The sequence below is a fragment of the Nonomuraea cavernae genome (assembly GCF_040655715.1).
In the GTDB taxonomy this organism is placed as follows: domain Bacteria; phylum Actinomycetota; class Actinomycetes; order Streptosporangiales; family Streptosporangiaceae; genus Nonomuraea; species Nonomuraea cavernae_A.
This window is the reverse complement of the sequence record NZ_JBFAKL010000011.1, coordinates 164,001-189,914: the sequence shown is the minus strand read 5'-3', so window position 1 is coordinate 189,914 and position 25,914 is coordinate 164,001. Positions and strand designations below refer to the sequence as shown.

Genomic DNA, 25,914 nt, shown 5'->3' with positions numbered 1-25,914 from the left:
GGATGGGCGCAGCTCCGAGAAGTCCACCCGAATCGAGGCACCCATGGCATCGGTCCTGATACTCAACGGCCCCAACCTCAACCTGCTCGGCACCCGAAAGCCCGAGGTCTACGGCTCGACCACGCTGGCCGAGGTCGAGGAGCTGTGCCGGCAGGAGGCCGGGAAGCTCGGGCTCGACGTCGACTTCCGCCAGTCCAACCACGAGGGCCAGCTGATCGACTGGATCCAGGAGGCGGGCGCCGAGGTGAAGGCCGGCCGGTCCATCGGCGCGGTGTTCAACGCCGGGGCCTACACCCACACCTCGGTGGCCCTGCACGACGCCATCGAGAGCGTCGAGCTGCCCGTGATCGAGGTGCACATCTCCAACGTGCACCGGCGTGAGCCGTTCCGGCACCACTCCTACCTGTCGCCGGTCGCCCGCGGCATCGTCGTCGGCTTCGGCGTGTACGGCTACGTCCTGGCCATCAACGGCCTGTTCCAGGCCACCCGCTGACCCCACCGCCAGAACCGGCAGACCAGCCGGCAGCGCGGAAACCAGCGGGTCAGACCAGCGGGTCAGACCAGCGGGTCAGACCAGCGGATCAGACCAGCGGATCAGAGCCAGGCACGCCACCGCCGCGTCAGAACCATGCGTCAGAACCGGCGCGACCGGCGCAGGTCCGGGGGCCGGCCGTCGGGGTCGACGGCGAGCCGGTACAACGGCATGGCCAGCGTCCGCCGCAGCCGCCCCAGCTCCGGCTGAGGGTGCGGGCGCAGCCGTCCGGGCGGGCGCGCCCCCCGGCAGCCACCCTGGTGCCACGACTCCAGGCGCCGCGCCGACTCGGCGAACGCCTCGAAGGCGATCTTCGGATCGCACAGTTCGTCCACGTCGCCCGGGTCGCGGTCGAGGTGCTCGGCGGCCAGCGCGAGCCGCAGCCGCCTGGCGAACACGCGGGCCCCGCCCGGCGGGCGCGGGTCCAGCTCCTCGTCCACGATCGCGCAGCTCAGCTCCGAGTCGTACGTCCACGACCGCAGGTTGACGTTGTCGGACCCGACGCTCGCCCACACGTCGTCGACCACGCACGCCTTCGCGTGCACGTACACCGGGGTGCCCGCGTGGTTCTCCAGGTCGTAGACCGCGACCCGGTCGCCGCCCGCCTGCCGGAGCCGGGCGAGCGCCTCGCTCCGGCCGATCAGGCTGGCGGGGCCGGCCAGCCAGCCGTCCTGGTCGGGGTGGCGCGGCACCACGATCATCATGCGGAGCTCCGGCTCGCGTTCCAGCGCCTCGGCGAACGGCTCGATCACCTCGGTCGACCACAGGTACTGGTCCTCCAGATAGACGAGCGCGCTCGCCCGGCGCAGCACCTTCTGGTAGGCGCGCGCCACGCTCCGCTCCCCTCTTCTCGGGGCGAACGGGTAGGCGCTGCGCCGGTGGGGATAGGTGCGTAGCAGTTGCACGGCATGGGTCCCGGCCGGGGCCGGCGGTGGACCAGGCGGCGGCAGCGGAGGCACGTCGTCCATCCGCTGGAAGTGGTCGCGTAATCTCCGCAGCGGCTGGCGGGTCGCGGGCGCCGGGTCCTCCCAGCGTTCGCGGAAGACCTTCTCCACCTCGGCCACGGCCGGCCCGTGGATCGCCACCTGAAGGTCGTGCCAGGGCGGCCGCTCGCCGTACACGTCGGGCATGGGCGCGGCCTGCGGGTCGCCGCCGTGCCGGGCGTCGTCGCGGCGGCTATGGCACAGGTCGATGCCGCCGACGAAGGCCACGTCCCGGGCCGAGCCCGAGCTGTGGCGTAACACGACGAACTTCTGGTGGTGCGAGCCGCGGGGCCGTACCCGTGTGTCGAGCACGGCCTGCCCGCCGACCTCCTCGATGTCCGCGCCGAAGTGCCGGTTCTCGGCGGCGCTGAAGCGCAGCAGGTTGAGGTGCGACCGCCAGAGCAGCCCCCTGACCAGCGCTCCGTTGCCCGCCGCGCGGGCCATCGCGCCCGCCACCCGGGGGCCGCCGTCGCTCAGCCGCTCGTCGGGATCGCCGCGCCAGTCGGCGAACAGCAGCAGGTCGTCGTCGCCGAGCCCGTCCAGGCGCTCCTGGAGTTCGGCGAAGTACGTGGCGCCGTGGGCGAGCGGGCGCACCAGGTTTCCCGTCGACCAGGCGGTCAGCCGGGTGAACGGATTGCCGCGTTCCTCCTCGGTGAGGAACCAGTCCGTGAGCCCCATCCGACCCGGGCTACCCGGTCGCTCCGTGTTCATGCCTCAGCAGCGACCAGACGGCCTCGGGAGTCAGCGGCGTGCTGGTGACCCGGTCGGCGATCTCCGGGAGGGCGGCGGCGACGGCGTTGCCGATGGCGGCCGGCGGCCCGATGGTCCCGGCCTCACCGGCGCCCTTCATGCCGCCGGGCGTGATCGGCGAGGGCGTCTCCAGCATCGCGACGTGGATGTCGGGGATCTCGCGCGTCGTCGGCAACAGGTACTCGGTGACGGGCTGCCCGTCGTCGGTATAGACGATCTCCTCGGTCAGCGCCATGCCGATGCCCTGCGCGATGCCGCCGCGCAGTTGGCCCTCGACGATGGCCGGGTTCACCTGTACGCCCGAGTCACCGACGGCCCAGTAGCCCTCCACCTCGACGGCCCCCGTCTCCGGATCGACCGCGACGGCCGCGGCGTGCGCCCCGTAGGCGAAGGTGTAGGCCACGGGGTCGTAGCTGACCCGTTCCTCCAGCCCTGGCGACATGCCTTCGGGCAGGTCCCAGCCGCGCCACGCCGACGTGGCGATCTCCCGCAGCGTCAGGGCCGTCCGCGGATCACCCTTCACCTGTACGGCGGAGCCGACGAGATCCAGGTCCTCCGGGGCCGCCTCCAGCCGGTGGGCCGCGATGGCCACGATCTTGTCCCGGAGCCGCGCCGCGGCCTGCGTGAGCGCGCCCCCGCCCACCGCGAGCGAACGGCTGGCGATGGACCCGATCGAGGAGTACGGCGTGACGGCGGTGTCGCCGAGCACCACCCGCACCCGCTCGAACGGCACCCCGACCCGGTCGGCGGCGATCTGGGCCAGCGCCGTCTCGATGCCCTGCCCCATGGCCGCCACGCCCGACGAGACCACGACCGAGGCGTCCGGCTCCATCCGCAGCACCGCGGTCTCGTAGCCGCCAGCCAGCATGCCGGTCGCCTTCATGGCCATCGACGGGCCCAGCCCGGTGGCCTCCACGTGGCAGGAGAACCCGATCCCGCGGCGGCGCCCGTCGCCTCCCGCCGGGGGCACGATCAGGTCGCGCAGGGTCCGCAGGGCGCGCGGGTAGTCGCCGGAGTCGTACGGCTGGTAGGTCCTGGTGGTGCAGGGCAGCTCGCCGGGCCCGAGCAGGTTGCGCAGCCGCAGCTCCACGGGGTCCACGCCGAGCCGCCGGGCCGCCTCGTCGACCAGCCGCTCACGGGTCCAGGTGGCCTCGGGCTGGCCGAAGCCCCGGTAGGAGCCGGTCGGCGTGGTCGTGGTGACGACGCCGCGCAGCCGTACCGCGACCCGGTCGAAGCGGTAGGGGCCGGGCAGCATGATGGCCGTCACCGCGAACGGCGAGATGCCCACGTTGGACGGGTGGCCGCCGAGGTCGCCGACCACGTCGGCGTGCAGGGCGACGAACCGCCCGTCCGCGTCGAGCGCCAGCCGGGCGCGGTGCACGGCGGCCCGCGCGGGCAGCGTGGCGACCAGGCGGTCGCCGGGCGACTCGGTCCAGCTCACCGGGCGGCCCAGGCGCATCGCGGCCAGGCAGACGAGTGCCTCGTCCGGGTAGAGGTGCTCCTTCCCGCCGAACCCGCCTCCGGCTTCGCGGCTGACCACGCGCACCCTGTCGTGCGTCAGCCCGAGCGCGTCCGCGACGTGCTCGCGTACGTGGTGCGGGGCCTGCGTGGACGTGCGGACGATGAGTTCCTCGCCGTCGAAGGACGCGACGATCCCGCGCGGCTCGATGGGGTGGGGCGAGGCCCGGCCGAAGCCGAGCGTCAGCTCGACGACGTGCTCCGCCCCCGCGATGGCCTCGTCGCAGTCGGGGTCGCCGAGGACGGAGTCGGTGACCAGGTTGGTGCCCCATTCGGGATAGAGCAGCGGAGCCCCGGGATCCAGCGCCCGCTCGATCCCGATGACCGCGGGCAGCTCGTCGAACTCCAGGTCGACCAGCCCGGCCGCGTCCGCGGCGGCCTCCGGCGTCTCGGCGACGACCAGCACGAGCGGCTGGCCCGCGTAGCGGACCGCCTGGTCCAGGATCGGATAGGACGTATGCCGCTGGCCGGTCGCGAGGGTGACGCAGGGCAGCCGGACGGCGGTCGCGTCGGCCGGGGTGATGACGTCGAGCAGGCCCTCGACCGTCCAGGCCGCCTTGGCGTCGCAGCCGGCCAGCCGCCCGTGGGCGATGGGGCTGCGGACCACGACGGCGTGGGCCATGCCCGGCAGCCGTACGTTGCCGACGTATCCGGCCCGGCCGGTGAGCAGCCGGGCGTCCTCCCTGCGCGGTGTCCTGGCGCCTATCTGTGTCCCGTCACCCATGGACCGATTGTGAACTCGATCACACGGGCGGTCCAGACGCCGGGAACTACCGGGCGCGCCGCCAGTCGGACACGACCCGCTCGACGTCGTAGGGCATCAGGTTGAGCGGCGGGCCGGGCAGGCCCGTCCTGATCGCCTCACGGATCCTCGCGTTGATCTCCTCGACGATCCGCCGGGCCTCGGCCTCGGTCCGGGCGCCCAGCGCGTCGGCCAGGGCCTGCTCGGCCTCCTTGCGCAGGGCGAGCGTCGGCGGCAGCGGCATGGACAGGTTCTCGCTCTTCAGCTTCTGCTTGATCCACCACATCTCGTCGGTGGCCTCGTTGCGATCGGGGAGCGGCTTGCCCTTGCCCGGCAGGTCGTCGAACTCGCCGCGCTCCTCCGCCTCGCGGATCTGCCGGTCGATCCACGACTCGAAGGGCATGCCAAGGGGTCTGCGCTCCGTCACGATGCGGCTCCCGGGATGTTCTCGTGGCTTCCCGTCCAGGCTACCCAGGGCCCGCGGGACGGCCGGCGGGCGCCGCCCGCGACAAGACCGCCACCGGCACAGCCGGCCGCCGCCCGCGACGAGACCGCCACCGGCACGGTCTGGCTCGATCCGCGCGTGGCGCGGTCTCCCCGCGGGTGAACGTGCCGGACTAACGGGAGATCTCGCCGTCCTCATGTGGCTCGCGCATCGCCTGAGTAGACTCGGCGAGGTTCAACCGGCCGACATCTGCACGGAGAGGCTCTCGCCACGGGCGGCGCGCTCGGCCCCGTCCTGTTTGGGAGTCACGTGAGCCGCGGGCTTGTCGATGCGCCGCCTTCCCCGTCACCGCGCACGTCGCGCCGCGCCGGCGTGTGCTGGCTGCGCTGGTCGATCGCGATCGCGCTGGGGTTCGTCCTGCTGGTCGTGGGCGCCACGGCCGTCGTCTACGTCAAACTGACCGGCAACGTCAAGCACATCGAGGTCACCCAGGACGACCTGGGCGCGACCCGCCCGCCCAAGGTGGCGGGCACCGCCATGAACGTGCTGATCGTCGGCTCCGACCAGCGCGACGGCAAGAACGCCAGGTACGGCAGGCTCCCGGGCGAGCGCACCGACACGATCATGCTCGCGCACGTCTCGTCCCGGCGCGACACCGCGATCGTGGTCAGCTTCCCTCGCGACTCGCTGGTGCAGCTCCCCTTCTGCCGCGCGAAGGGCGCCCTGCCCGGCCAGCGGCCGCACCTCGGCATGATCAACGAGTCGTTCAACTCCGGCGGCATCACCTGCACCTGGAAGACGATCGAGGCGCTGACCGGCATCCACATCGACCACTTCGTCAAGGTCGACTTCACCGGCTTCAAGAGCATGGTCGACGCCGTCGGCGGCGTCGAGGTCTGCCTGCCGGAGCGGGTCGACGACACCAAGGCGCTGCTCCACCTGCCCGCCGGGCGCCAGACGCTCGACGGCGAGGAGGCGCTCGGCTACGTCCGCGCCCGCTACAGCCTCGGCGACGGCTCCGACATCGGCCGCATCCAGCGCCAGCAGATGTTCATCGCGTCGATGGTCCAGAAGGTGATGAGCGGCGAGACGCTGACCAATCCCGCGAGGCTCATCGGCTTCCTCGACGCGGGCACCAGGGCCGTCACCACCGATCCCGGCCTCACGCCCGGAGTGATGAAGGACCTGGCCGGCAGCCTCCAGGGGCTCACCGCCGGCCAGATCCGCTTCATCACCACGCCGTGGCACTACTCACTGAGCCAGCCGGGCCGGGTCGAGTGGGTCCAGCCGCAGGCGACGCGGCTCTTCCGGCTCGTCGCCAGGGACAGCGGGCCGGGGCGCGTCAAGGGCGGCCAGACGAAGGTCTCCCGGTCGAAGGTCCAGATCGAGCTGCGCAACGGCACCTATCGGGGCGGTCTCGGCTCGCAGGTGGCCGCCGCGCTGGAGCAGCGGGGCTATCACATCACCAAGGTCACCGACGCGGCACGCAAGCCGTACGCGAAGAGCTTGATCCTCTACTCGCCGAACGGTGAGACGAGAGTGCCGACGCTGGTCAAGGACCTGGTCACCGCCACGCCCAGGGCGGTGCCCGGCGCGCGGACCAGCCGCCTGGTGCTGGTCGTCGGTGACGACTGGAAGGGGCTCAAGGCCCTGCGCACCGGTGACACCGACGCGCTCGACGGGTTCGACGCGACGCACGACACCTGCGCCGCGTGATAGTAGGCCGCGTGACAGTAGCAGGAACGATGGGCCCGCCGGCCTCGCCGTCGTGAGGTGCTGGGCCGTCTGCGGCCCTCGGTGCCCGAGCGGGCTCCGGAGGCCAGACGGCCCGACACGTCACCTGCGCGCCGGCCAGGCTGGCCCGCGTCACTGCGCGCGCTCGGACTCCTGCTCGGAACCCGCGTTCGTGTGCATCTCGTCTCGCCCGGTGTCCGCGCCTAGTTCCTCGCGGAGCCGGTCGTAGTCGATGCTCTGGTTTGTGTACTTAAGCTGGCGAGCGACCTTCGTCTGCTTCGCCTTGGCTCTTCCTCGACCCATGGCTACTCCCTAGTCCCCGCGCTCATCCTAGCCAACAACCTTACGACTTGAAGAATTATGCAACTGAACTGGATTAGTCTGGGCAGTATGCACGTGGAGGTCTATCAGGCCAAGGCTGATTTCTTCCGAACTCTCGGCCACCCCGCTCGCATCCGAGTGTTGGAGCTACTCCAGGAAGGCCCGCTTCCCGTCCGGGATCTTCTGACTCAGATCGACATCGAGGCTTCGAGCCTCTCCCAGCAGCTGGCGGTCCTGCGCAGAGCCGGGATCGTGAGCGCCATCCGCGAAGGCAGCACCGTCGTCTACACCCTGGCCACCCCCGAGCTGGCCGACCTGCTCGGGGCGGCCCGGCGCATCCTCACCGACATGCTCGCCGATCAGGGCGAGCTGCTGGCCGAGCTGCGCGCCGAGGTCCCCTGACCGGCGGCCGACCGGCGGCGCGGTGACCGGAGCAGGCCGCGAATGGCGGAGACTCCCTAATATTCCTACAGCGACATGTCGAAGCTAGAACCTCCTGGCGAGATATGTCAACATAGGAATATGAGTCTTCGACACGCCGCACTCGGGCTCCTGTCCGAGGGACCCGCGAGCGGATACGACCTGATGAAGCTGTTCGAGGTCTCGCTCTCCAACACGTGGCCCGCCACGCAGAGCCAGCTCTACGCCGAGCTGGGCAAGCTGGCCGACGCCGGCCTCGTGGACGTGGTGGCCGAGGGGCCGCGCGGCCGCAAGGAATACTCGATCACCGCCGAGGGTTTGACCGAGCTGCGCCGCTGGATCACCGAGGTCGAGCCGGCCAGGGCGACCCGCAGCGACATGCTGCTGCGGGTCTTCTTCCTGGCCCAGATCTCACCCGAGCGGGCCCGCGCCTACCTCCACCGCCAGGCCGAGCTGTCCGGCAAGGAAGGAGAGCGTCTGGAGGGCATCCGCGGGTTCGTCGAGAGCGGCACCGACAACCTGTCCGTGTACGGCCGCATCGCCCTCGAGTACGGCCTGCGCATCAGCAAGGCGCAGCAGGAGTGGGCCGAATGGGCCGAAGAGCAGATTCGGTAGGCTCTCGCCCATGGTCTCCGAACTGTTCGATCCCAAAGCGTGGCAGGCTGTCGAGGGATTCGACTTCACCGACATCACCTACCACCGCGCGGTCGACCAGGGCACCGTCCGCATCGCGTTCGACCGTCCCGAGGTGCGCAACGCCTTCCGGCCGCAGACGGTCGACGAGCTCTACCGGGCGCTCGACCACGCCCGGCAGACCACCGACGTCGGGTGCGTGCTGCTCACCGGCAACGGCCCCTCGCCCAAGGACGGCGGCTGGGCCTTCTGCTCCGGCGGCGACCAGCGCATCAGGGGCAAGGACGGTTATCAATACTCCGACGGCACGGTCTCGACCGGGCGGCTGCACATCCTTGAGGTGCAGCGGCTGATCCGGTTCATGCCCAAGATCGTGATCTGCGTGGTGCCCGGCTGGGCCGCGGGCGGCGGGCACAGCCTGCACGTGGTGGCCGACCTGACGCTGGCCAGCGAGGAGCACGCCCGCTTCAAGCAGACCGACGCCGACGTGGCCAGCTTCGACGGCGGCTTCGGCTCCGCCTACCTGGCACGTCAGGTGGGCCAGAAGTTCGCCAGGGAGATCTTCTTCCTGGGCGACACCTACTCGGCCGCCGACGCCCACCGGATGGGCATGGTCAACGCCGTCGTGCCGCACGCCGAGCTGGAGACCACGGCCCTGGAGTGGGGCCGCAAGATCAACGGCAAGTCGCCCACGTCACAGCGCATGCTGAAGTTCTCCTTCAACCTGATCGACGACGGCCTGGTGGGACAGCAGGTCCTGGTCGGCGAGGCGACCCGGCTCGCCTACATGACCGACGAGGCGGCCGAGGGGCGCGACTCGTTCCTGGAGAAGCGCGAGCCCGACTGGTCACCGTACCCCTGGCACTACTGAGCCTACGGCGCAGTCCTTAAGGAGGACGTGCGCTACCTCGGCGACATCATGACCCGCGTGCGCGACCACATGCGCGCGCAGCCGCCCCGCTCGGCGGCCCCTCGCAAGCGCCGTACCCGGTCAGAGACCTAGCACGGCCTCGAGGTCGTCGATGGCCGCCAGGGACTGGGCGAGCTGCTCGCGTTCTGCCTCGGTCAGGGTGAGGGCGCGCGCCCGGGCCAGGGCGTGCCCGGCGGCGGCGTGGTCCTTGGCGCGGACGGCGAGCTCGGCCCGGTAGACCAGCGCCTCCAGCAGCTCGGCCGCCGACGCGGTGTCCTTGTCCCGCTCCAGAGCGCCGTCCAGGATCTCGGCCGCCCGCTCGTGATTGCCGTTGGAGTCGCCCATCACGACCGCCCGGTTCAGCGAGGTGGTGAGCCTGCTCGTGGCCTCCTCCTTCTCCGGCAGGGGGCGGGCGGCCATGAAGCGGATCCAGTTGCCGCCGGGGTCGATGACGGCGAAGCCGGAGTGGTTGCCGTCGTTCTTCCGCCTGCGCGGCCGGGTCATCCGGGGGATGCCGGAGACCAGGAGCTTGCCGTGCGCCGCGCGCATACCCGCGGCGAACGCCTCGAACAGCTCTCCGGTGTCCGGCACGACGATCACGCAGGTCCCGTAGGAGTCTTCGGACTTGAACGCCTCCGGCATGCCGAAGAAGCCCAGCTGGAGATCCTCGCGCTTGAGCAACACGTACGGGTTCGGCCGGACCTGGTAGTAGATCCGGCGGAAACCGAGCATCGTGTAGAAGTCGACCATTTCGTCGATGGAGCGGCAGGGAAGCAGCGGTATGGCGATCTCGTTGGCCATCGGGGGAACTCCTATTCGCCGGTCATGGTGAACGCGCCCTCTTCCAGGCGGCGGATCATTCGGTCGGTCCACTGGGCGCCGGCGTCGGCGGTGCTCAGCCACAGGGACAGCACCTCGCCCACCGGGCCCCAGGTCGCCAGATCCGTGCCCTCGGGCAGGTACGCGGTGATGCTCGCGCGCCACTCGCGCATGGCGCGGGCCCGCTGGCGCAGCAACTCCAGGGCCCGCTCCCGGGGAAGGTCCTCGATGAGGCCGACAGCGGCGCCCAGCACGTCCAGGCTCGGCTCGCGGTCGGCCAGCGCTTGGCCCAGCAGGTCGAGGTACTCCCGCTCGCCCTGCTGGGTCAGCTCGTACTCGATCCGCGGCGGCCCTCCGGCCTCGGAGGCGACCGTCTCGTGCGTCACCAGCAGGCCCTGACCGGCCATGCTCTTGAGCGCGTGATAGACCGAGCCCGAGGTGGCGGTTGACCACTCGTGCGCGCCCCACGACTCCAGATCCGTGCGGACCTGGTAGCCGTGGGCGCGCCCGCGCCTGCGCAGCGCGCCCAGGACCAGCAGCCGTACCGGCTTCATCGAACCCTCCCGATCTTCACTAGCCGAATTTGGCTAGCTGCTGCCGGGAGCATACCGCACCAACGTGGAGGAAATCGGCGTAGCGGCCGCCGCGGCGTACCAGCTCCTCGTGATCACCCTCCTCGACGACCGGCCACCGCCCAGGAAGGCGATGCGGTCGGCGCGCTGGACCGTCCGCCGACAAGAAGCCCATCAGTCCTGGCCTCTACCTCGCCGCCGAGGTCGTCCCGTTCTGCGGCGGACCTGCGCCAAGGCTCAATCAGGTCGATGGTGGTGGACGATCATTGATGGGGGGAGTGTTGTAGTCGTGGCGGTACGCGAGACGGGCGGGTCAGGCGGGCCGGAGGGTCGTGACGGGCCGACGGCAGCGCTGAGCGGCCTGTCCCACCGGCGACGGCTCCAGGCGATGGAACGGTGGCGGCTGCTTCGTCCGCACCTGGAGGACGGCGTACCCCTGGCGCGGGTCTCGGCCGGCGCCGACGTGCTGGAGCGGACGCTGCGGCGCTGGCGTTCGGACTACCGAGCGGGCAGCGAAGCGCGAGCCCGACTGGTCACCGTACCCCTGGCGCTACTGACCGGCGGCGAAACCAGTGGGGGTGTGACCGGACGAAGGTGATCACGAAAAGCGTCTGGATGCCCCCCTCGACGAGCAGGAAGAGACCGCCGTCGACGCCCTGCAGCACAGAGCCGCCGTTCAGGCCACCCCAGACGGCGACCAGCGCCTGCAACAAGGAGCTGACGATGATCGGCAGGGTGTAGATCGCGAACGTGCCGAGGGCGACCGTCGCGGCGGGGACGAGCAGCACCGCGTAGATCCGCACCGCCCGCCGTTCGTGGGCGGACAGCTCGGCGCTCGGGTCGGCGGGGGGCCGCGCCCGCTTGACGACGGCGGCCGCTCGGCGGAGCAGGTAGCGGGCGTAGCCGAGCCCGTCGCCGAACAGGTTGCGGCAGCGCAGGAGGTCGGCGAGCACGAAGTAGAAGTCGGTCCGCATGTAGACGTGCAGTTGTATCGGCACGCTCAGCATGGTGACCAGCGCGAGGGCCCGCAGGAGCGCCGCGACCCCCTCCGGCGGGTTCGCGTGGCCGAGCACGAGTAGCAGGATCGCCAAGAGGAAGAGGTCGCAGTAGGTCCCCGCCAGGTAGACGCGGTAACGCGAGCGCCTCGGCACCGACCAGATAGCGGTGACGTCGGTCTGCACGACCAGGTTGTGCAGACGGGTGCCGAACCCGATGCGCGCCGGAGTGCCGAGCGACCGAGCGGCCGCCAGGTGCATCAGCTCGTGCAGGCTGATCACCACCGAGAACATCGCGGTGTTGACCAGCGTCGTGAGCCCGATGTAATCGCTCCAGAAGAAGTCGTGGTACACAGGCACCAGATCGGGCCGGCCGAACAGGGTCACGACCGCCGCGCCGACCACAACCGCGCACAGCACTCCCATCGGACGGCCGAAGATCCACCTCACGTGCCTCTCGGCCAGCCAGGGCAGGTGGGGCGGCGGGGCCTTGTCCGCCGGGTCCGGCAGGTCCACGCCGTTCAGCTGGGCGACGAAGCCGAGGTCGACGAGTGCCTCCACGAGTTGCACGACATCCAGTTCGACATCGTGCTCGTCCTCGATCCGGCGCTGGACCACGCCGATCGGGAGGCCGTCGCCGAGCAGCTCGACCGCCTTGCCGTAGAGGGCGGGCAGGCTGACGAACTCGCCGAGCTCCGGCCGCCCGACGATGACGCTGTCCGGGTCGTCATCGCCCTGGATGCTGAGCGGGCGCAGTAGGAGCGTGCCGGTCGAATCCACGGCGGCGGGTGCCGTCATCCGCCCACCGAGCCACAGGCGGGGCAGTCGTCGTGGCGCACCACGTCCACGGCGTAGACGTGGTCCCAGACCGCGAAGTTCCAGTGGAAGATCCGTCCGCGCGCCTGGGTGGGCAGGCCGCCAAGGTGGTACAACACCTCCAGCGCGCACATGTGGCCGCTGATGTTGGCGCTCGCGGCGACCACCGCGTTCGGCGGTCGGCCCTCGGTAACGAGCTGTCGCTCCCCCGAGGCGTCCTTCTTCGCGTCCTCGTCACGACGCGCGCAGAGCCAGCATCCCGTCTCGCCGGGATGGAAGGAGCCAACCACCGCCATCGGCCCGGCGTAGAAACTGACGAACCATGGCGTTCCCGTACGCAGTGCGGCCTCGTTCGTCCAGAGCATGATGTCCGGCTGGGGCTCGTCGGCGCAGAGCACGAACACGTCGCAGTCGGTCATCAACGCGGCCAGGTCGTCGGGCCCGGTCGCCTTGACGTCGCTGCCCGTCACCTTGACCAGACTGTTCATCGCGCGTAGCCGGGCGACCGCCCGCTCCACCTTGGAGGCGCCGATGTCCTGCTCGGTGTAGAGGAGCTGCCGGGTCAGGTTGGATTCCTGGATCTCGTCGAAGTCGGACAGGTGCAGCGCGCCGATGCCGCTCGCCACCAGGCCCGCCGCGACGGCGGATCCGGTGCCGCCCACGCCCAGCAGACCCACTTCGGCTTCTTTGATCTTCGACTGGACGGTGTAGGGGGACTCCCGAGGGACGGTGTCGATCCAGGAGTAGAAGTGGCTGGCGCGCGCGTACCTCTCCAGCTCCCGTGCGGAGAGGTTGCCGGGCGGCTCCGCCTCGGCGTCCTCGATGAACCCCTCGTCGATGAGTGCCTCGATGATCTCGCGGACGTTCTCCCGGTCCACCTCCGGGCTGTTCGCCACGAAGTCGGCGCAGATCCGCTCGATGTCCCGGGTGCCGTCCATGAGGGTGAGGATTCGCGCGATGTTCCCTTCGGCGTCGTCCTGCAATTCGGCGGCCACGCCGTACTGACCGAGGCCGAGTCTTATCCGGCCGTCCGGGAGGACCGTCGGCAGATGAACGCGTTTGACACGAGGTTTCCGCATGCGCAGCGCACTCTTTCGTCACATGGAACGCCGGAGCCGATCGCTTATGCTCGATCGGCTCCGGCGTGTCGTACCAGCTCAGCCGCTGCCTTCGCGGATCTTGGTCGTCTCGATCTTCTCGAGCTTGCGGACCTTGAGCTCAAGCTTCTTGGTCTCGTTCTTCTGCTTCTCCATGTTCACCTCCCGGTGTTTTTCGGCACCGACGAATTGAATCCGTAAGGATGTCCAAAATGTACGAACCGCCACCATGGCGGCGCTACATCACCCACAGTGGCGAGTATGTGACGGAAACGTCGGTCCGGGCGGGGCCGCCGGGCGTCCCCGTCCGCACGACGGCCCCGTCCGTACGACCGAGCAGGTGGATCGCCCCCCGCGGGCGGGACGTCCCGGGCGCCGAACCGGATCCGGGCCACCCGCCTTTGCGCCAGGCACGGTGACGACCTAAAATCGCCACACCAACCCGTCGAGTTTCGCCGCTCAGCGAGCACGACCGAGCGGCAGACCACTTCCAGCGATCTCCTCTATGCATATTCCAAGGCGGAGCAAGACTGGATGCGTTTCGAGATCCTAGGCCCACTCCAGGTGATCCACGACGGACGGCGCATTCATCTCGGCAGCGCCCGGAAATTACGCGCCCTACTCGTCGGTTTCATTTCGCGGGCCGATCAGCCGGTCTCCAACGATTTTCTGACCACGGTGCTGTGGGGCGACCAGCCGCCCGTGTCCGCGCGCAGCAACCTCCAGTCGTACGTGCACCAGCTACGCGTTCAACTGGGCGCCGACCGGCTGCTCGCCAGATCGGGCGGATATGAGCTCGTCACGCACGGCGAGGTGGACGCCGCGCAATTCAGGAAACTCGCGGCGGAGGGCACGGCGGCCTTCACCGCACACGATCACGAGTCGGCCGGCCGTTGTTTCCGGCGCGCGCTGGATCTCTGGCGGGGGCCCGCGTTCGCGGAGTTCATCGATTCCGAGCCGATCGCGCAGCAGGCGCTGAGCCTCGAACAACTCCGGCTCACCGTCTACGAGCGGTGGGCGGAGACCGAGCTGGCCCTCGGGCGGCACGCGGAGGCGGTGGGCGACCTACGCGAGGCGGCCCAGACCCACCCCTATCAGGAGAGCCTGCACGCGCATCTGATGCTCGCCCTCTACCGGTCCGGCCGTCGGATCGAGGCGCTGGAGACCTACACCAACGTCCGCGACGTGCTCGCGGAGGAGCTGGGCCTTGAGCCGGGTCCCCTCCTGCGCCGCGTGCACGAGGCGATCCTCCGTGGCGACGAGCAGATCGATCCTCCGGCGAAACCCGGCGCGTGGCCTGCGGCGGAAGGTCCGGGCGAGTCGCCCTCGCCGCTGGTCCCGCGCCAGCTCCCGCCGACGATCGCCGACTTCACCGGCCGGGACGACGAGGTGGCAACACTCCGGGACGCGCTGTCCCCGGACCGGCGCCAGGCGCTGACGATCTGCGCCATCTCGGGCATGGGCGGGGTCGGCAAGACCACGCTCGCCCTGCACGTGGCGCACGAGCTGACGGGCGCGTTTCCGGACGGCCAGCTCTACGTCGGCCTCTCCGGCGCCGACGACTCCGCCGCCGCCGCCCGAGCGCTGGAAGCGATGCTGCGCGCACTCGGCGTCGAAGGAGCCGCGATCCCGGAGTCGATCGGCGATCGCACCGCCCTCTACCGATCGCTCCTGGCCGGCAAGCGGATGCTCGTGCTGATTGACAACGTGGCCGACGAATCGCAGGTCAGGCCCCTGCTGCCAGGCTCCAGCAGCTGCGCGGTGCTGACCACCAGCCGCCACCGGCTGATGGGCCTGGCCGGCGCCCTGCACCTGCGCCTCGATGTCTTCCGGCCCACGCAGGCCATCGAACTGCTGGCCCGGATCACCGGGTCGGAGCAGGCACGGGCCGCATCCGTGGAGGCCGCCGAGGTCGTCCGGCTCTGTGGCCACCTGCCGCTCGCCGTCCGAGCCGCCGGGGCGCGCCTGGCCTCCCGGCCCGACTGGCCCCTCGCCCGCATCGCCGAGCTCCTGCGCGACGAGCGACGACGTCTCGACGAGCTCTCAGTCGGCGACCTCACCGTACGGGCCTCGCTCGGTCTCGGTTACGCGGCCCTGTCACCGACGACCCAGCGGCTCTACTACCTGCTCAGCAAGCTGGACACCCCCGACTTCGCCGGTTGGGTGGCGGCGGCGGTGCTCGACACGTCCCCGGAGGAGGCCGAGCGATGCCTCGGCGAGCTGCTGAGCGCCAACCTTCTCAACCTCGCGGGCGTGGACGCCGCCGGTCAGTCGCGTTACCGGTTCCACGACCTGATCCGCCTGCACGCCCGCGACCGCGCGGACATCGAAGCCTCTCCACGGCAGATTCACGCGGCCGTCACCCGTGCGCTCGGCGCTTGGCTGGTCCTCGCGCGGCGGGCCGACACGCTGCTCCCAGGCAGGGTCTTCCCGACGCTCCAGGCCGAGGACGCGCATCACGAGCCTCGTGTCGAGATCGCGGATCCCTGCGCCTGGTTCGAGGCCGAGAGAGAGGCGCTGCGCGCGGCGGTTACGCAGGCTGCCTCGTTCGGATCGCACACGCTCTGCTGGCAGCTCGCCGACTCGGCCGTCAACTTCTTCGAGCTGCGTGATTACTACGACGACTGGGAGTCGATGAGCCGGATCGCGCTGGCGGCCTGCGAGCGCGCCGACGACCGGCGGGGGCGCGCCTTCATGCTGCGCGACCTCGCCGAATGCCTTCGCATGGCGCCACGGCATGCCGAGGACGAAGCCCTCGCGCACGCGCTTTCGGCGGTGGAGCTCTTCGAGCTGATGGACGACGTACGGGGCGAGGTCGACGCGCGCATCCTGGCCGGGACCGCGTTCGTGGTCAGCGGAGACTCCAGGCAAGCGGTGGCGCATCTCGACGCGGCGCTGGAGAAGGCCAAGGCAGCCGGCTATGTGCTCGGGCAGGTCGAAGCGGAGTGGCAATTGGGGTACGGCCACCGAATCCGGGGCGACAACGAGCGAGCCGCTGCCCATCTGGAGGTCAGCCTGCGACTCGCTGAGGATGTGCCCCTCACGTCACAGCTGTGCCGGATCCACAACATGCTCGGCATCGTACGACGCGATCAGGGCAGGCTCCACGAAGCGGAGGAGCACATCACGCGCGGCCTGGCGTACGCCCGCTCCCTCCGCAGCCTGGGCAGCGAGATCACGCTCATGCCGCACCTGGGCATCATCTACGTCAAACTCGGCGATCCCCGGGCCAGGCAGGTGCTCGAAAGGAGCATCCGGCTGACGCGTCAGTGGGGAGCGAGATACCAGGAAGCCATGTCACTGCGCGCCCTCGGAGAGCTCGAACAGGCGGAGGGCGACCTCACCCGGGCCGTCGAGCACACCATCGCCGCCGTCGACATCTGGCGCGAACTCGCCAGCCCTTACCCTGAGGCGCAGGCTCTCAAGCTCCTCGGCGCCCTCTACGCCGCCACCGATCCCGGCCAGGCTCACGAGGCCTGGAGCAGAGCCCGCCGGCTGTTCGCGGAGCTCGACAACCACACCGAGGTCGCGGAGCTCACCGAGTTGCTCGCGGGCTGTCAGGGCGGCTCCGCTCCTCGCGGAGCGGAGCCGCCGGCCCGGTGACCGCTTCATCGCGCCGGTCGGCTCCTCGGTGGCTCAGCCGACGATGAGGGCGATCTTGCCGCGGCCGTGGCCGGTCTCGATCTCCCGGTGCGCCTCGGCCGCCTGCTCCAGCCGGTACGTCCGGCGGATCGGGAACTTCAGCCGGCCCTCGGCGTACAGGCGCGCGTAGCGGCCGAGGCGCTCCGCAGTCCGCTCACCCTGGACCACGCCGATACCCAGACCGGCGGCCTTGGCGTGCTCGACCAGCGTGATGACGCGCCCGCGATCCTTGACCAGCGCCAGCGAGACGTCCACCGCCACCCCGCCCGCGCCGTCGAGCGCCGCGTCCACGCCGCCGGGGGCGAGCGCGCGCACCCGTTCGGTCAGCCCGTCGCCGTAGACGACCGGGACGGCGCCGAGGTCGTGCAGGTGGGCGTGGTTCTCCTCGCGGGCGGTGCCGATCACGGTGGCGCCCCTGCTAAGGGCGATCTGCACCGCGGCCGTGCCCACCGCGCCGGCCGCGCCGTGGATGAGCAGCGTGTCGCCGGAGGCCACCGCCAGCCCGTCGAGCGCCAGCTCGGCCGTCTGCACGGCGGCGGTCAGCGCGCCCGCCACCTCCCAGGGCACCCGGTCCGGCTTGGCCGCCACAGCGGAGGCGGGGACCACGATGTACTCGGCGTAGGCGTTGAGTTGTGAGAAGCCGAGCACCTCTTCGCCGGCCGACACCTCGGTGACGCCCTCCCCGACCTGGTCCACCACGCCCGCGAACTCGTTGCCCGGAACGCGCGGCAGGTCGCCGGTGACGCCGGGCGGGGTCCAGCCCGCGCGCACCGCCGCGTCGTACGGCTGCACTCCGGCGGCCCTGACCCGCACCCGTACCTGTCCCGGCCCCGCCTGCGGCGCGGGCAGCTCCATGACCTGGAGGACCTCAGGCCCGCCGAAGGCGGCGAAGGCCGCTGCTCTCATGATATTTCCGCTCATAGCGGTCAGCCTGCTGCCTCAACCATGGTTGAGGTCAACCGGCCAGAGCTGCATCAACTTCGTAATTCACGATGTGGGGAACTTTTCCCTTTACTCCGCCTTTATCTAGATATAGTCCTTTACGGGCTTCACGGGGACGGGGCTACAACGGGGCAAATAGGGACCTAATGACCGATTTCTTCCATGTCGTGCTGAGCTTTCCGACTGTCATCTTCAGCTTCCTCCTCGTCGTGGTCGTCGCGTACTGGGTCGTCGTCATCGCCGGCCTGCTCGACCTCGACGAGCCGGACGCCACCTGGCTGGGGCTGGGCGGCGTCCCCGCCGGCATCACGATCTCCCTGCTGGTCGCGCTGGCCTGGCTGCTCAGTCTGATCGGCAGCCAGTTGGTGAGCGGTCCCGCGCTGACGGTCGTGCCGGTCGTCGCGGCGGCCGGCGCGTGGGTGTGCGTCCGCGCCGCGCTGACCACCCTGCGGCGACTGGTCCCCGAGCCGCGCACGCACTCCCGTGGCGACTTCGTCGGCCAGATGTGCGTGATCCGCACCGGCCAGGCGACCTCCGACTTCGGCCAGGCCGAGGTCACCGCCCCCGACGGCTCCTCGGCCGTCGTCCAGGTGCGGACCACCGGCACGGACAACCTCGCCCGCGGCGACGACGCGCTGATCTTCGAGTACGACGCGGACGGCGAATTCTTCTGGGTCATGCCCTACGAAAAGGAGAACTGATGGATGTCATCTCGACCGGCCTCGGCGTATTCCTGGCAGTCGTCCTGGTCGTCGTCATAGGCCTGCTCATTCTCATCAGCCGCCTTTTCCGCAAGGTCGAACAGGGCAAGGCGCTGATCATTTCCAAGGTGAACAAGGTCGACGTGACGTTCACCGGCGCCATCGTGCTCCCCGTCGTCCACCGGTCCGAGATCATGGACATCTCCGTCAAGACCATCGAGATCGGGCGGACCGGTCGTGAGGGACTGATCTGCCGCGACAACATCCGGGCCGACATCAAGATCACGTTCTTCGTCCGGGTCAACAAGACCGCCGAGGACGTGATCAAGGTGGCCCAGGCCATCGGCACCGTACGGGCGAGTGACGAGACGACGCTGCAGGAGTTGTTCAGCGCGAAGTTCTCCGAGGCGCTCAAGACCGCCGGCAAGCAGCTCGACTTCGTCGACCTCTACACCAAGCGCGACGAGTTCCGCGACCAGATCATCCGGCTGATCGGCACCGACCTCAACGGCTACAGCCTGGAGGACGCGGCCATCGACTACCTGGAGCAGACCTCGCTGCAGGCCCTGGACAAGAGCAACATCCTGGACGCCCAGGGCATCCGCAAGATCACCGAGCTGACCGCGCTCGAGCACGTCCGCACCAACGAGTTCCAGCGCGCCGAGGAGAAGGAGATCACCCGCCAGAACGTCGACGCCCGCGAGGCCATCCTGGAGCTGCAACGCCGCCAGGCCGACGCCGAGATCAAGCAGAAGCGCGAGATCGAGACCATGAAGGCCCGCGAGGAGGCCGAGACCGCCCGCGTGCAGGCCGAGGAGCGGCTGAAGGCGCAGACCGCCAACATCAAGACCGACGAGCAGCTCGGCGTGCAGCACGAGAACCGGGCCCGCGAGGTGGCCGTCGCGGAGAAGAACCGCGAGCGCGTGATCGCCATCGAGAGCGAGCGCATCGAGAAGGACCGCCTGCTCGAGGTCATCGCGCGTGAGCGCGAGACCGAGCTGTCGCGCATCGCCAAGGACAAGGAGGTCGAGACCGAGAAGCGGTCGATCGCCGAGGTCGTGCGCGAGCGCATCGCCGTCGACCGGACGGTGGCCGAGCAGGAGGAGAGCATCAAGCGGCTGCGCGCGGTCGAGGAGGCCGAGCGGGTCCGCCAGACCGTGATCATCGCGGCCGAGGCCGAAGCCCAGGAGAACCTGGTCAAGGACATCAAGGCAGCCGAGGCGGCCGAGACGGCGTCCAAGTTCAGGGCCCGCGAGGAGCTGGTGCTGGCCGAGGCCCGGCAGCAGGCCGCCGAGCTGGAGGCCCGGGCCAAGATCCGGCTGGCCGAGGGCGTGCAGGCGGAGTCGGCGGCGGCCGGGCTGGCCGAGGTCCAGGTGCGGGAACGCGACGCGGAGGCGATCGAGAAGGTCGGCCGCGCGGAGGCGCTGGTGCTGAGCGAGAAGCTGCGCGCCGAGGCCGAGGGCGCCCGGGCGATGGCCCTGGTCGACGGCGACCGCCTCAAGGCGCGCGCGGAGGGCGAGCAGGCGATGGCGGTGGCCTCGGCGGCGGCGGTGGGCGAGAAGCTCAAGGCCGAGGCCGAGGGTCTGACGGAGAAGGCCGCCGCGCTGGCCGCGCTGGACGAGGCGAGCCGGGCGCACGAGGAGTACCGCCTGCGGCTGGAGGCCGAGACCGAGGTACGGCTCCGGCAGATCGACGTCAGCCGGCAGGTGGCCGAGTCGCAGGCCAGCGTGCTGGCGGCCGGCCTGGCCAAGGCCAACATCGACATCGTGGGCGGCGACACGATGTTCTTCGACAAGGTGGTGGGCTCGATCACCGCGGGCAAGGCGGTGGACGGGTTCATGGAGCATTCGGAGGTCGCCGGCGCGCTGGCGGCGCCGTACCTCAACGGGACGGCGAGTTTGGCGTCGGACCTCTCGGCGCTGGTGGGCGGGGTGAGCACCGAGGACCTGAAGAACCTGACCGTGTCGGCGCTGCTCCTGCGGCTCATGCAGAGCGGCGGACCCGACTCGGTGGCGTTCGGTGAGTTGCTGGAGACGGCACGCCGCCTCGGGGTGGCGGACTCCCCGGTGGCCGCCCTCGCCGCGGCCAGGGTGTGACGATGACCGCGTCCGGCGACTCCGTCACGGACACGCCGGACCTGGCGGCCGGGACCTACGAGGTGCTCAGAAACCGGCTGGAGGCCCAGGCCAAGGCCCTCGCCCGCGCGGCCGAGACGGTCAACGCCCGGCGGCTGGACGTGTTCGGCGGCACCGAGCTGCGCCTGGTCGGCACCGAGCGCATCCGCACGGAGAACAACTGCGTCCCCAGGGACATCGTCTCCCTGGGCGACGTCATGCTCTTCGGCTACAACGTCTTCATCGGCCTGAAGCCCGAGACCACGGTCGCCGACGTCTTCTCCGTGCACCGCTTCACCAGGGACGGCGACGCGTTCAGGTTCGACGCCGAGCGGCTGCCCGCGCTGGAGGACCCTGCCTTCCGCAAGGACTTCGCCGAGCTCTACCGCTACTACAAGGAGTCCAGGCTCAAGCAGCTGAGGCGGGTCGAGGGCAAGCTGCTGGCCGTCTTTCAGACCGGGCCGGCGGACACGCGGGTCCTCCGGTGGACGGTCAGCACCCAGGGAGTCGCGAAATATCAGGACAACCGCGGGGAGCGTGACCACGTCTTCCCGCCCTCCCACGACTTCGAGTGGACCGCCACCACCCGCGACGACCACGTGCCGGGCCGCCACCCCCACATCTCGATCGACGACGAGGTGTTCGTCGAGACGATCAACGGCGACCTCACCATCAAGATCGAGAACAACACCGAGACCGGCCAGGGCGTCTACACCGAGCCCGTCACCGAACGCCTGCAGAGCCTGGCCGACGCCGTCGTCGAGCACGCCAGGGTCGGCCCGCTCATCCTGCTCCGGATCCGGCCGTACAAGGAGACCGACTGGCGCCACCTGGTCTTCAACACCCGGACCAAGGCCGTGACCAGGCTCGACGGCCTCGGCCAGGCGTGCCAGCGGCTGCCCGAGGACCAGGGCCTGATCTTCCCCGGCGGCTACTACCTGGACACCGGGGTCAGCAAGACGTTCGACACGGACGTGACCGACCTGGAGTTCGAGCGCGTGGTCCGCTCCCCCAACGGCGAGGACGTGCTGTACGTCTTCCACGCCCGGGGTGACGGCCGCTCGCTGCTGCTGCCGTACAACGTGATCAGGAAGGAGGTGGCCAACCCCATCGTCTGCCACGGCTACTCGCTGTTCGACGACGGCACGATGGTGGTCTTCCGGGCCACCTCCGAGGAGCCCACCCGGGTCCACCCGATGCAGATCTGGCAGACGCCGTACGTCTCCGACACCTACGCCGCCGCGCAGCCCGCCGGCACCGGCCCGCTGGAGCGCATCGGCAACGCCGAGCTGGTGCGCGGCATCTCCGACTGCCTGTCCGTGGCGCGGATGGTCGAGGAGATGGCGCCGTCGGCCGCCACCTTCGAGGCGCTGATCGCCGCCTGCACGCGCGCCTTCGACCACTACCACTGGCTCGGCGAGCACGGCCTGCGCGACCCCCTCGCGGGGGTACGCGCCACCGCCGAGCAGGTCCTGGACGAGTACGAACACGTCGAGGAGCTCACCCGCCGGGCCGAGCACGAGCTGACCGCCGCCACGGACGAGATCACCCAGCTGGTACGGCAGGCCAAGGCCGAGTCACCGGCCACCGCCGACGCCTGGGTGACCCTGCTGGCCACGTTGCGCCGGGCACAGGGCCACCTGGTGACGCTGCGCGAGGTCCGGCACATCGACCTGGCCCGGCTCGACGCTCTCCACGGCGCCCTGACCGAGGAGCTGGCCGCGGCCGGCGGCCGGGCCGTCGGCTTCCTGTCCGGCCCCGACGCGTTCACCGGCTACCACGCGGCCGTCGAGCGGCTGGCCGAGGAGGCCGCCGCCATCGCCACGGCGGCCGAGGCCGTTCCCCTGTCCGACCGCCTGGCCACGCAGTCCGAAGGCTTGGAGGTGGTCACCGAGGTCGTCGGCTCGCTGGAGATCGCCGACGCCACGGTCCGCACCGCCATCCTGGGCCGCGTCGCCGAGGTGCTCGGCGGGATCAACCGGGCGCGGGCCGTGCTCGACGGCCGGCGGCGGGAGCTGCTCGGCGCGGAGGGACGCGCGGCGTTCGCCGCCGAGTTCGCGCTGCTCGGGCAGGCCATCGCGGGGGCGCTCGCGGTGGCCGACACTCCCGACAAGTGCGACGAACAGCTCGGCCGGCTGATGCTCCAGGTGGAGAGCCTGGAGTCGCGGTTCGGCGAGTTCGACGACTTCGCCGCCCAGCTCGCGGGCAAGCGGGACGACGTCTACGAGGCCTTCTCGGCACGCAAGCAGACCCAGCTCGACGCGCTGGCCCGCCGCGCCGACCGGATCTTCGCCTCGGCCGAGCGCATCCTGGCGAGCGTCACGCGGCGGCTCTCGTCGCTCGGCTCGCTGGACGAGGTCAACACCTACTTCGCCGCCGACCCCATGCCGGCCAAGCTCCGGTCGGTGGCCGCCGAACTGCGCGGGCTCGGCGACGCCGTACGGGCCGGGGAGCTGGAAGGCCGGCTCAAGGCCGCGCGACAGGAGGCCGGGCGCGCCCTGCGGGACCGGCTCGACCTCTTCAGCGACGGCGGCGAGACCATCCGGCTCGGACTGCACCGCTTCGCGGTCAACACCCAGCCCATCGACCTCACGCTGGTGCCCCACTCCGGCCGTGATGGCGAGCCGGCCGAGATGCGGTTCGCCATCACGGGCACCGACTACCGCGCGCCCGTGCCCGACTCTTTCGCCGATACCCGCCCTTTCTGGGACCAACTGCTCGTCTCGGAGACCCCCGACGTCTACCGCGCCGAGCACCTCGCGGCCGCCCTCCTCGACCGGGTCACCCCGGGCGCTCCCGTGGGCGATCTCGTACGCCGGGCGGCCGAGGAACGCTACGACGAGGGCTACGAGCGAGGCGTCCACGACCACGACGCCGCCGCCATCCTGGACACGCTCGTCCGCCTGCGCGACGGAGCCGGGCTGCTCCGCTACCCGCCGGACGCGCGGGCCGCGGCCCAGCTCTTCTGGGCGTTCGGCATGGACAAGGTTTCACGTGCAACATTCACCATCCGGGCGACGTCGCTGGTCAGAGCCCGCACGGTCTTCGGCTCCGCCGCCGTCACCGACCTGTCGGACGAACTCGGCGCCCTGATCGGCTCCTTCCTGACCGAACTCGGACCGACGTCGGCGATCGACCCGGCCCCGGCCCCGGCCGCACCGGGCACGACCGAGCAGGCGGCAACGGCGGCGCTGGCCGGCGAGTACCTGGTGGAGGAGCTGGCCTGCGCTCCGGCCGGTTTCGTCACCAGCGAGGCCGCCCGAACCCTGCTCGACCGCTTCCGCCAGGCCCTGGGCCCGGCCAAGGTACGGGAGCTGGAGGACGACCTCAAAGCGGTGCCGCTCAGGGAACGCGTCCAGCTCGCCCATGCCTGGCTGAGCGCCCACGACCGGGGACCCGACCTGCCCGAGGCGCTCGCCGTACAGCTCTGCGACCTGCCTCGGCACGACTCCAGCGCCACCGTCGCCGACACCGTGGACGGGCTGCTCGGCAGCCATCCCCGCATCGCCGACCGCAAGCTGGAGCTGCGCCTCGACGAGTTGCTGGCGCGGACGCGCCGCTTCCGCGCCGAGCGGGTCCCTGCGTACCGCGACTACCAGCGGCGCCGCAACCGGCTGGTCGGCGCCGAGCGCGCGCGGCTCCGGCTGGAGGAGTACAAACCGAAGGTCATGAGCGCGTTCGTGCGCAACCGGCTGCTCGACGAGGTGTACCTGCCCCTGATCGGCGACAACCTGGCCAAGCAGCTCGGAGCGGCCGGCGAGGGCAGACGCACCGACCAGATGGGCCTCCTGCTGCTCATCTCCCCGCCCGGCTACGGCAAGACGACCCTGATGGAGTACGTCGCCAGCCGCCTCGGCCTGGTCTTCGTCAAGGTCAACGGCCCGGCGCTGGGCCACGGGGTGACCTCGCTGGACCCCGCTGAGGCACCCGACGCGACGGCCCGGCAGGAGGTCGAGAAGATCTCGTTCGCGCTGGAGACGGGCAACAACACGCTGCTGTACCTCGACGACATCCAGCACACCTCGCCCGAGCTGCTGCAGAAGTTCATCTCCCTGTGCGACGCCCAGCGCCGCATCGAGGGCGTCTGGAACGGCCGCACCCGCACCTACGACCTGCGCGGCAAGAGGTTCGCGGTGTGCATGGCGGGCAACCCCTACACCGAGTCCGGCCGGCGCTTCCGCATCCCCGACATGCTGGCCAACCGCGCCGACGTGTGGAACCTGGGCGACGTCCTCTCCGGCCGGGACGAGCTGTTCGCGCTCAGCTACATCGACAACGCGCTGACCTCCAACCCCGTCCTCGCGCCCCTGTCCGCCCGCTCCCGCACCGACGTCGAGCTCCTGGTACGGCTGGCGAAGGGCGACCAGACGGTCAAACCGGACCAGCTGGAGCACCCCTTCGCCAGGACCGAGCTGGACCAGGTGCTCAGCGTGCTGCGCAAGCTGGTGCGCGTCCAGGAGGTGGTGCTGGCCAACAACCAGGCCTACATCGCCTCGGCCGCCCAGTCCGACGCCTCGCGCACCGAGCCGCCGTACCGGCTGCAGGGCTCGTACCGGAACATGAACAAGCTGGCCGAGCGCATCGTCCCCGCGATGAACGACGAGGAGCTGGAGGCGGTGATCGACGACCACTACCTCGGTGAGGCGCAGACCCTGACCGCGGACGCGGAGTCCAACCTGCTCAAGCTCGCCGAGCTGCGCGGCCGCCTGACGCCCGAGCAGACCGCCCGCTGGTCGGCCGTCAAGGCCGCCTACCTGCGTTCCAAGGCGCTGGGCGGCGGCGAGGACGACCCGATGAGCAGAGCGGTCGGCGCCATCGGCCTGCTCGCCGACCAGGTACGCGAAGTCGGCTCCGCCATCAGGGAGACGTAGGCGTCGCGGTACGGGTCGGGGCCGTAATCCGGTTGATCGTCGGAAGAGCCGTGAGTAGGGTGCCTCGGGTGACGAGCCCCGAATCAGACAGAACTGAGCCGCCGGTCGCCCGGCGGCGAGTCGTTCTCTGACCGATGCCCCATCGGTCGCTGACCGGTACCCCATCGTTCTCTGACCCGATGCCCCATCGGTCGCTGACCGGTACCCCATCGGTCTCTGTGACCAGGAATCCCATCGGTCGCTGACCGGTAACCTCATCGGTTCTCGGTCGATCTCGCTTCCAGTGACCGGACACGAGTCCCGCGCGTCTGCTTCTGGCTCCGGCTCTCGCTTGGCTCCGGCTCTCGCTTGGCTCCG

General features: G+C 70.6%; 18 protein-coding genes. 9 read left to right on the top strand and 9 right to left on the bottom strand.

What is annotated here, in order from left to right; all coding sequences use genetic code 11:
• Positions 1 to 43 precede the first annotated feature (43 nt).
• Positions 44 to 493: a type II 3-dehydroquinate dehydratase gene (gene aroQ / locus AB0I38_RS18745; protein WP_358468987.1), complete on the top strand. Its 450-nt coding sequence runs from the start codon at positions 44 to 46 to the stop codon at positions 491 to 493.
• Positions 494 to 633: 140 nt separating this feature from the next.
• Here the strand turns inward: aroQ and AB0I38_RS18740 are convergent, their stop codons facing one another.
• The 3 genes from AB0I38_RS18740 to AB0I38_RS18730 are packed head-to-tail and all read right to left on the bottom strand — an operon-like array spanning position 634 to position 4,952.
• A complete protein-coding gene (locus tag AB0I38_RS18740) occupies positions 634 to 2,193 on the bottom strand; it encodes a phospholipase D family protein (RefSeq protein WP_358468984.1) in 1,560 nt (519 codons plus the stop codon).
• A gap of 10 nt (positions 2,194 to 2,203) precedes the next feature.
• Entirely contained in the window at positions 2,204 to 4,507 is a 2,304-nt protein-coding gene (locus AB0I38_RS18735; RefSeq protein ID WP_358468981.1) for a xanthine dehydrogenase family protein molybdopterin-binding subunit, read from the bottom strand.
• Between the two features lie 46 nt (positions 4,508 to 4,553).
• Positions 4,554 to 4,952, bottom strand: coding sequence for a DUF1992 domain-containing protein (locus AB0I38_RS18730; RefSeq protein ID WP_358468978.1), 399 nt, complete (start codon positions 4,950 to 4,952; stop codon positions 4,554 to 4,556).
• A 327-nt stretch (positions 4,953 to 5,279) separates the two neighbouring features.
• Between AB0I38_RS18730 and AB0I38_RS18725 the strand changes: the two genes are divergently transcribed.
• The gene (locus tag AB0I38_RS18725; protein ID WP_358468975.1) at positions 5,280 to 6,686 is read left to right on the top strand and encodes an LCP family protein; all 1,407 of its coding nucleotides are present in this window, start codon (positions 5,280 to 5,282) and stop codon (positions 6,684 to 6,686) included.
• Positions 6,687 to 6,836: 150 nt separating this feature from the next.
• Here AB0I38_RS18725 and AB0I38_RS18720 read toward each other — a convergent pair whose 3' ends face one another.
• Positions 6,837 to 7,007 (bottom strand): DUF3073 family protein, encoded by a 171-nt coding sequence (locus AB0I38_RS18720; protein ID WP_358468972.1) that lies wholly within the window; start codon positions 7,005 to 7,007, stop codon positions 6,837 to 6,839.
• 87 nt (positions 7,008 to 7,094) lie between these two features.
• Between AB0I38_RS18720 and AB0I38_RS18715 the strand changes: the two genes are divergently transcribed.
• From AB0I38_RS18715 to AB0I38_RS18705, 3 genes are all read left to right on the top strand, one after another.
• Positions 7,095 to 7,427, top strand: coding sequence for an ArsR/SmtB family transcription factor (locus AB0I38_RS18715; protein ID WP_189122310.1), 333 nt, complete (start codon positions 7,095 to 7,097; stop codon positions 7,425 to 7,427).
• Positions 7,428 to 7,547: 120 nt separating this feature from the next.
• The gene (locus AB0I38_RS18710) at positions 7,548 to 8,060 is read left to right on the top strand and encodes a PadR family transcriptional regulator (protein ID WP_358468968.1); all 513 of its coding nucleotides are present in this window, start codon (positions 7,548 to 7,550) and stop codon (positions 8,058 to 8,060) included.
• A gap of 10 nt (positions 8,061 to 8,070) precedes the next feature.
• Positions 8,071 to 8,949, top strand: a complete 879-nt coding sequence (locus tag AB0I38_RS18705) for a 1,4-dihydroxy-2-naphthoyl-CoA synthase (protein ID WP_358468965.1) — start codon at positions 8,071 to 8,073, stop codon at positions 8,947 to 8,949.
• A 120-nt stretch (positions 8,950 to 9,069) separates the two neighbouring features.
• Here the strand turns inward: AB0I38_RS18705 and AB0I38_RS18700 are convergent, their stop codons facing one another.
• The 4 genes from AB0I38_RS18700 to AB0I38_RS18685 all read right to left on the bottom strand — a co-directional run bounded on the left by AB0I38_RS18700 (position 9,070) and on the right by AB0I38_RS18685 (position 13,269).
• Positions 9,070 to 9,789, bottom strand: a complete 720-nt coding sequence (locus tag AB0I38_RS18700) for a VOC family protein (protein ID WP_358468962.1) — start codon at positions 9,787 to 9,789, stop codon at positions 9,070 to 9,072.
• Between the two features lie 11 nt (positions 9,790 to 9,800).
• A complete protein-coding gene (locus tag AB0I38_RS18695) occupies positions 9,801 to 10,361 on the bottom strand; it encodes a PadR family transcriptional regulator (RefSeq protein ID WP_358468959.1) in 561 nt (186 codons plus the stop codon).
• 551 nt (positions 10,362 to 10,912) lie between these two features.
• Positions 10,913 to 12,172 carry a hypothetical protein gene (locus AB0I38_RS18690; RefSeq protein WP_358468956.1) on the bottom strand — a complete coding sequence of 420 codons (1,260 nt, stop codon included), beginning with the start codon at positions 12,170 to 12,172 and terminating at the stop codon, positions 10,913 to 10,915.
• On the bottom strand, positions 12,169 to 13,269 hold the full coding sequence (locus AB0I38_RS18685; RefSeq protein WP_358468953.1) for a TOMM precursor leader peptide-binding protein: 1,101 nt from the start codon (positions 13,267 to 13,269) through the stop codon (positions 12,169 to 12,171). Before AB0I38_RS18685 ends, AB0I38_RS18690 begins: the two co-directional genes overlap by 4 nt.
• A gap of 552 nt (positions 13,270 to 13,821) precedes the next feature.
• Between AB0I38_RS18685 and AB0I38_RS18680 the strand changes: the two genes are divergently transcribed.
• On the top strand, positions 13,822 to 16,890 hold the full coding sequence (locus tag AB0I38_RS18680) for an AfsR/SARP family transcriptional regulator (protein ID WP_358468950.1): 3,069 nt from the start codon (positions 13,822 to 13,824) through the stop codon (positions 16,888 to 16,890).
• Between the two features lie 33 nt (positions 16,891 to 16,923).
• Here the strand turns inward: AB0I38_RS18680 and AB0I38_RS18675 are convergent, their stop codons facing one another.
• Positions 16,924 to 17,835 carry an NADP-dependent oxidoreductase gene (locus AB0I38_RS18675; RefSeq protein WP_358468947.1) on the bottom strand — a complete coding sequence of 304 codons (912 nt, stop codon included), beginning with the start codon at positions 17,833 to 17,835 and terminating at the stop codon, positions 16,924 to 16,926.
• A 203-nt stretch (positions 17,836 to 18,038) separates the two neighbouring features.
• Here AB0I38_RS18675 and AB0I38_RS18670 point away from each other — a divergent pair, with 203 nt between their 5' ends.
• The 3 genes from AB0I38_RS18670 to AB0I38_RS18660 are packed head-to-tail and all read left to right on the top strand — an operon-like array spanning position 18,039 to position 25,557.
• Positions 18,039 to 18,572, top strand: a complete 534-nt coding sequence (locus AB0I38_RS18670; RefSeq protein WP_358468944.1) for a hypothetical protein — start codon at positions 18,039 to 18,041, stop codon at positions 18,570 to 18,572.
• Positions 18,572 to 20,668 (top strand): flotillin family protein, encoded by a 2,097-nt coding sequence (locus AB0I38_RS18665; protein WP_358468941.1) that lies wholly within the window; start codon positions 18,572 to 18,574, stop codon positions 20,666 to 20,668. Before AB0I38_RS18670 ends, AB0I38_RS18665 begins: the two co-directional genes overlap by 1 nt.
• Positions 20,669 to 20,670: 2 nt before the next feature.
• A complete protein-coding gene (locus AB0I38_RS18660; RefSeq protein WP_358468938.1) occupies positions 20,671 to 25,557 on the top strand; it encodes a DNA repair ATPase in 4,887 nt (1,628 codons plus the stop codon).
• The last annotated feature ends 357 nt before the right edge of the window (positions 25,558 to 25,914 follow it).

What these genes read in the sequence shown, in the direction of transcription:
- AB0I38_RS18685 (WP_358468953.1), bottom strand. Translation starts at nt 13,269, where the DNA reads ATGCGGAAACCTCGTGTCAAACGCGTTCATCTGCCGACGGTCCTCCCG.
- AB0I38_RS18720 (WP_358468972.1), bottom strand. Translation starts at nt 7,007, where the DNA reads ATGGGTCGAGGAAGAGCCAAGGCGAAGCAGACGAAGGTCGCTCGCCAG.
- AB0I38_RS18705 (WP_358468965.1), top strand. Translation starts at nt 8,071, where the DNA reads ATGGTCTCCGAACTGTTCGATCCCAAAGCGTGGCAGGCTGTCGAGGGA.
- AB0I38_RS18675 (WP_358468947.1), bottom strand. Translation starts at nt 17,835, where the DNA reads ATGAGAGCAGCGGCCTTCGCCGCCTTCGGCGGGCCTGAGGTCCTCCAG.
- AB0I38_RS18740 (WP_358468984.1), bottom strand. Translation starts at nt 2,193, where the DNA reads ATGGGGCTCACGGACTGGTTCCTCACCGAGGAGGAACGCGGCAATCCG.
- AB0I38_RS18710 (WP_358468968.1), top strand. Translation starts at nt 7,548, where the DNA reads ATGAGTCTTCGACACGCCGCACTCGGGCTCCTGTCCGAGGGACCCGCG.
- AB0I38_RS18665 (WP_358468941.1), top strand. Translation starts at nt 18,572, where the DNA reads ATGGATGTCATCTCGACCGGCCTCGGCGTATTCCTGGCAGTCGTCCTG.
- AB0I38_RS18690 (WP_358468956.1), bottom strand. Translation starts at nt 12,172, where the DNA reads ATGACGGCACCCGCCGCCGTGGATTCGACCGGCACGCTCCTACTGCGC.
- AB0I38_RS18680 (WP_358468950.1), top strand. Translation starts at nt 13,822, where the DNA reads ATGCGTTTCGAGATCCTAGGCCCACTCCAGGTGATCCACGACGGACGG.
- aroQ (WP_358468987.1), top strand. Translation starts at nt 44, where the DNA reads ATGGCATCGGTCCTGATACTCAACGGCCCCAACCTCAACCTGCTCGGC.
- AB0I38_RS18695 (WP_358468959.1), bottom strand. Translation starts at nt 10,361, where the DNA reads ATGAAGCCGGTACGGCTGCTGGTCCTGGGCGCGCTGCGCAGGCGCGGG.
- AB0I38_RS18700 (WP_358468962.1), bottom strand. Translation starts at nt 9,789, where the DNA reads ATGGCCAACGAGATCGCCATACCGCTGCTTCCCTGCCGCTCCATCGAC.
- AB0I38_RS18660 (WP_358468938.1), top strand. Translation starts at nt 20,671, where the DNA reads ATGACCGCGTCCGGCGACTCCGTCACGGACACGCCGGACCTGGCGGCC.
- AB0I38_RS18715 (WP_189122310.1), top strand. Translation starts at nt 7,095, where the DNA reads ATGCACGTGGAGGTCTATCAGGCCAAGGCTGATTTCTTCCGAACTCTC.
- AB0I38_RS18735 (WP_358468981.1), bottom strand. Translation starts at nt 4,507, where the DNA reads ATGGGTGACGGGACACAGATAGGCGCCAGGACACCGCGCAGGGAGGAC.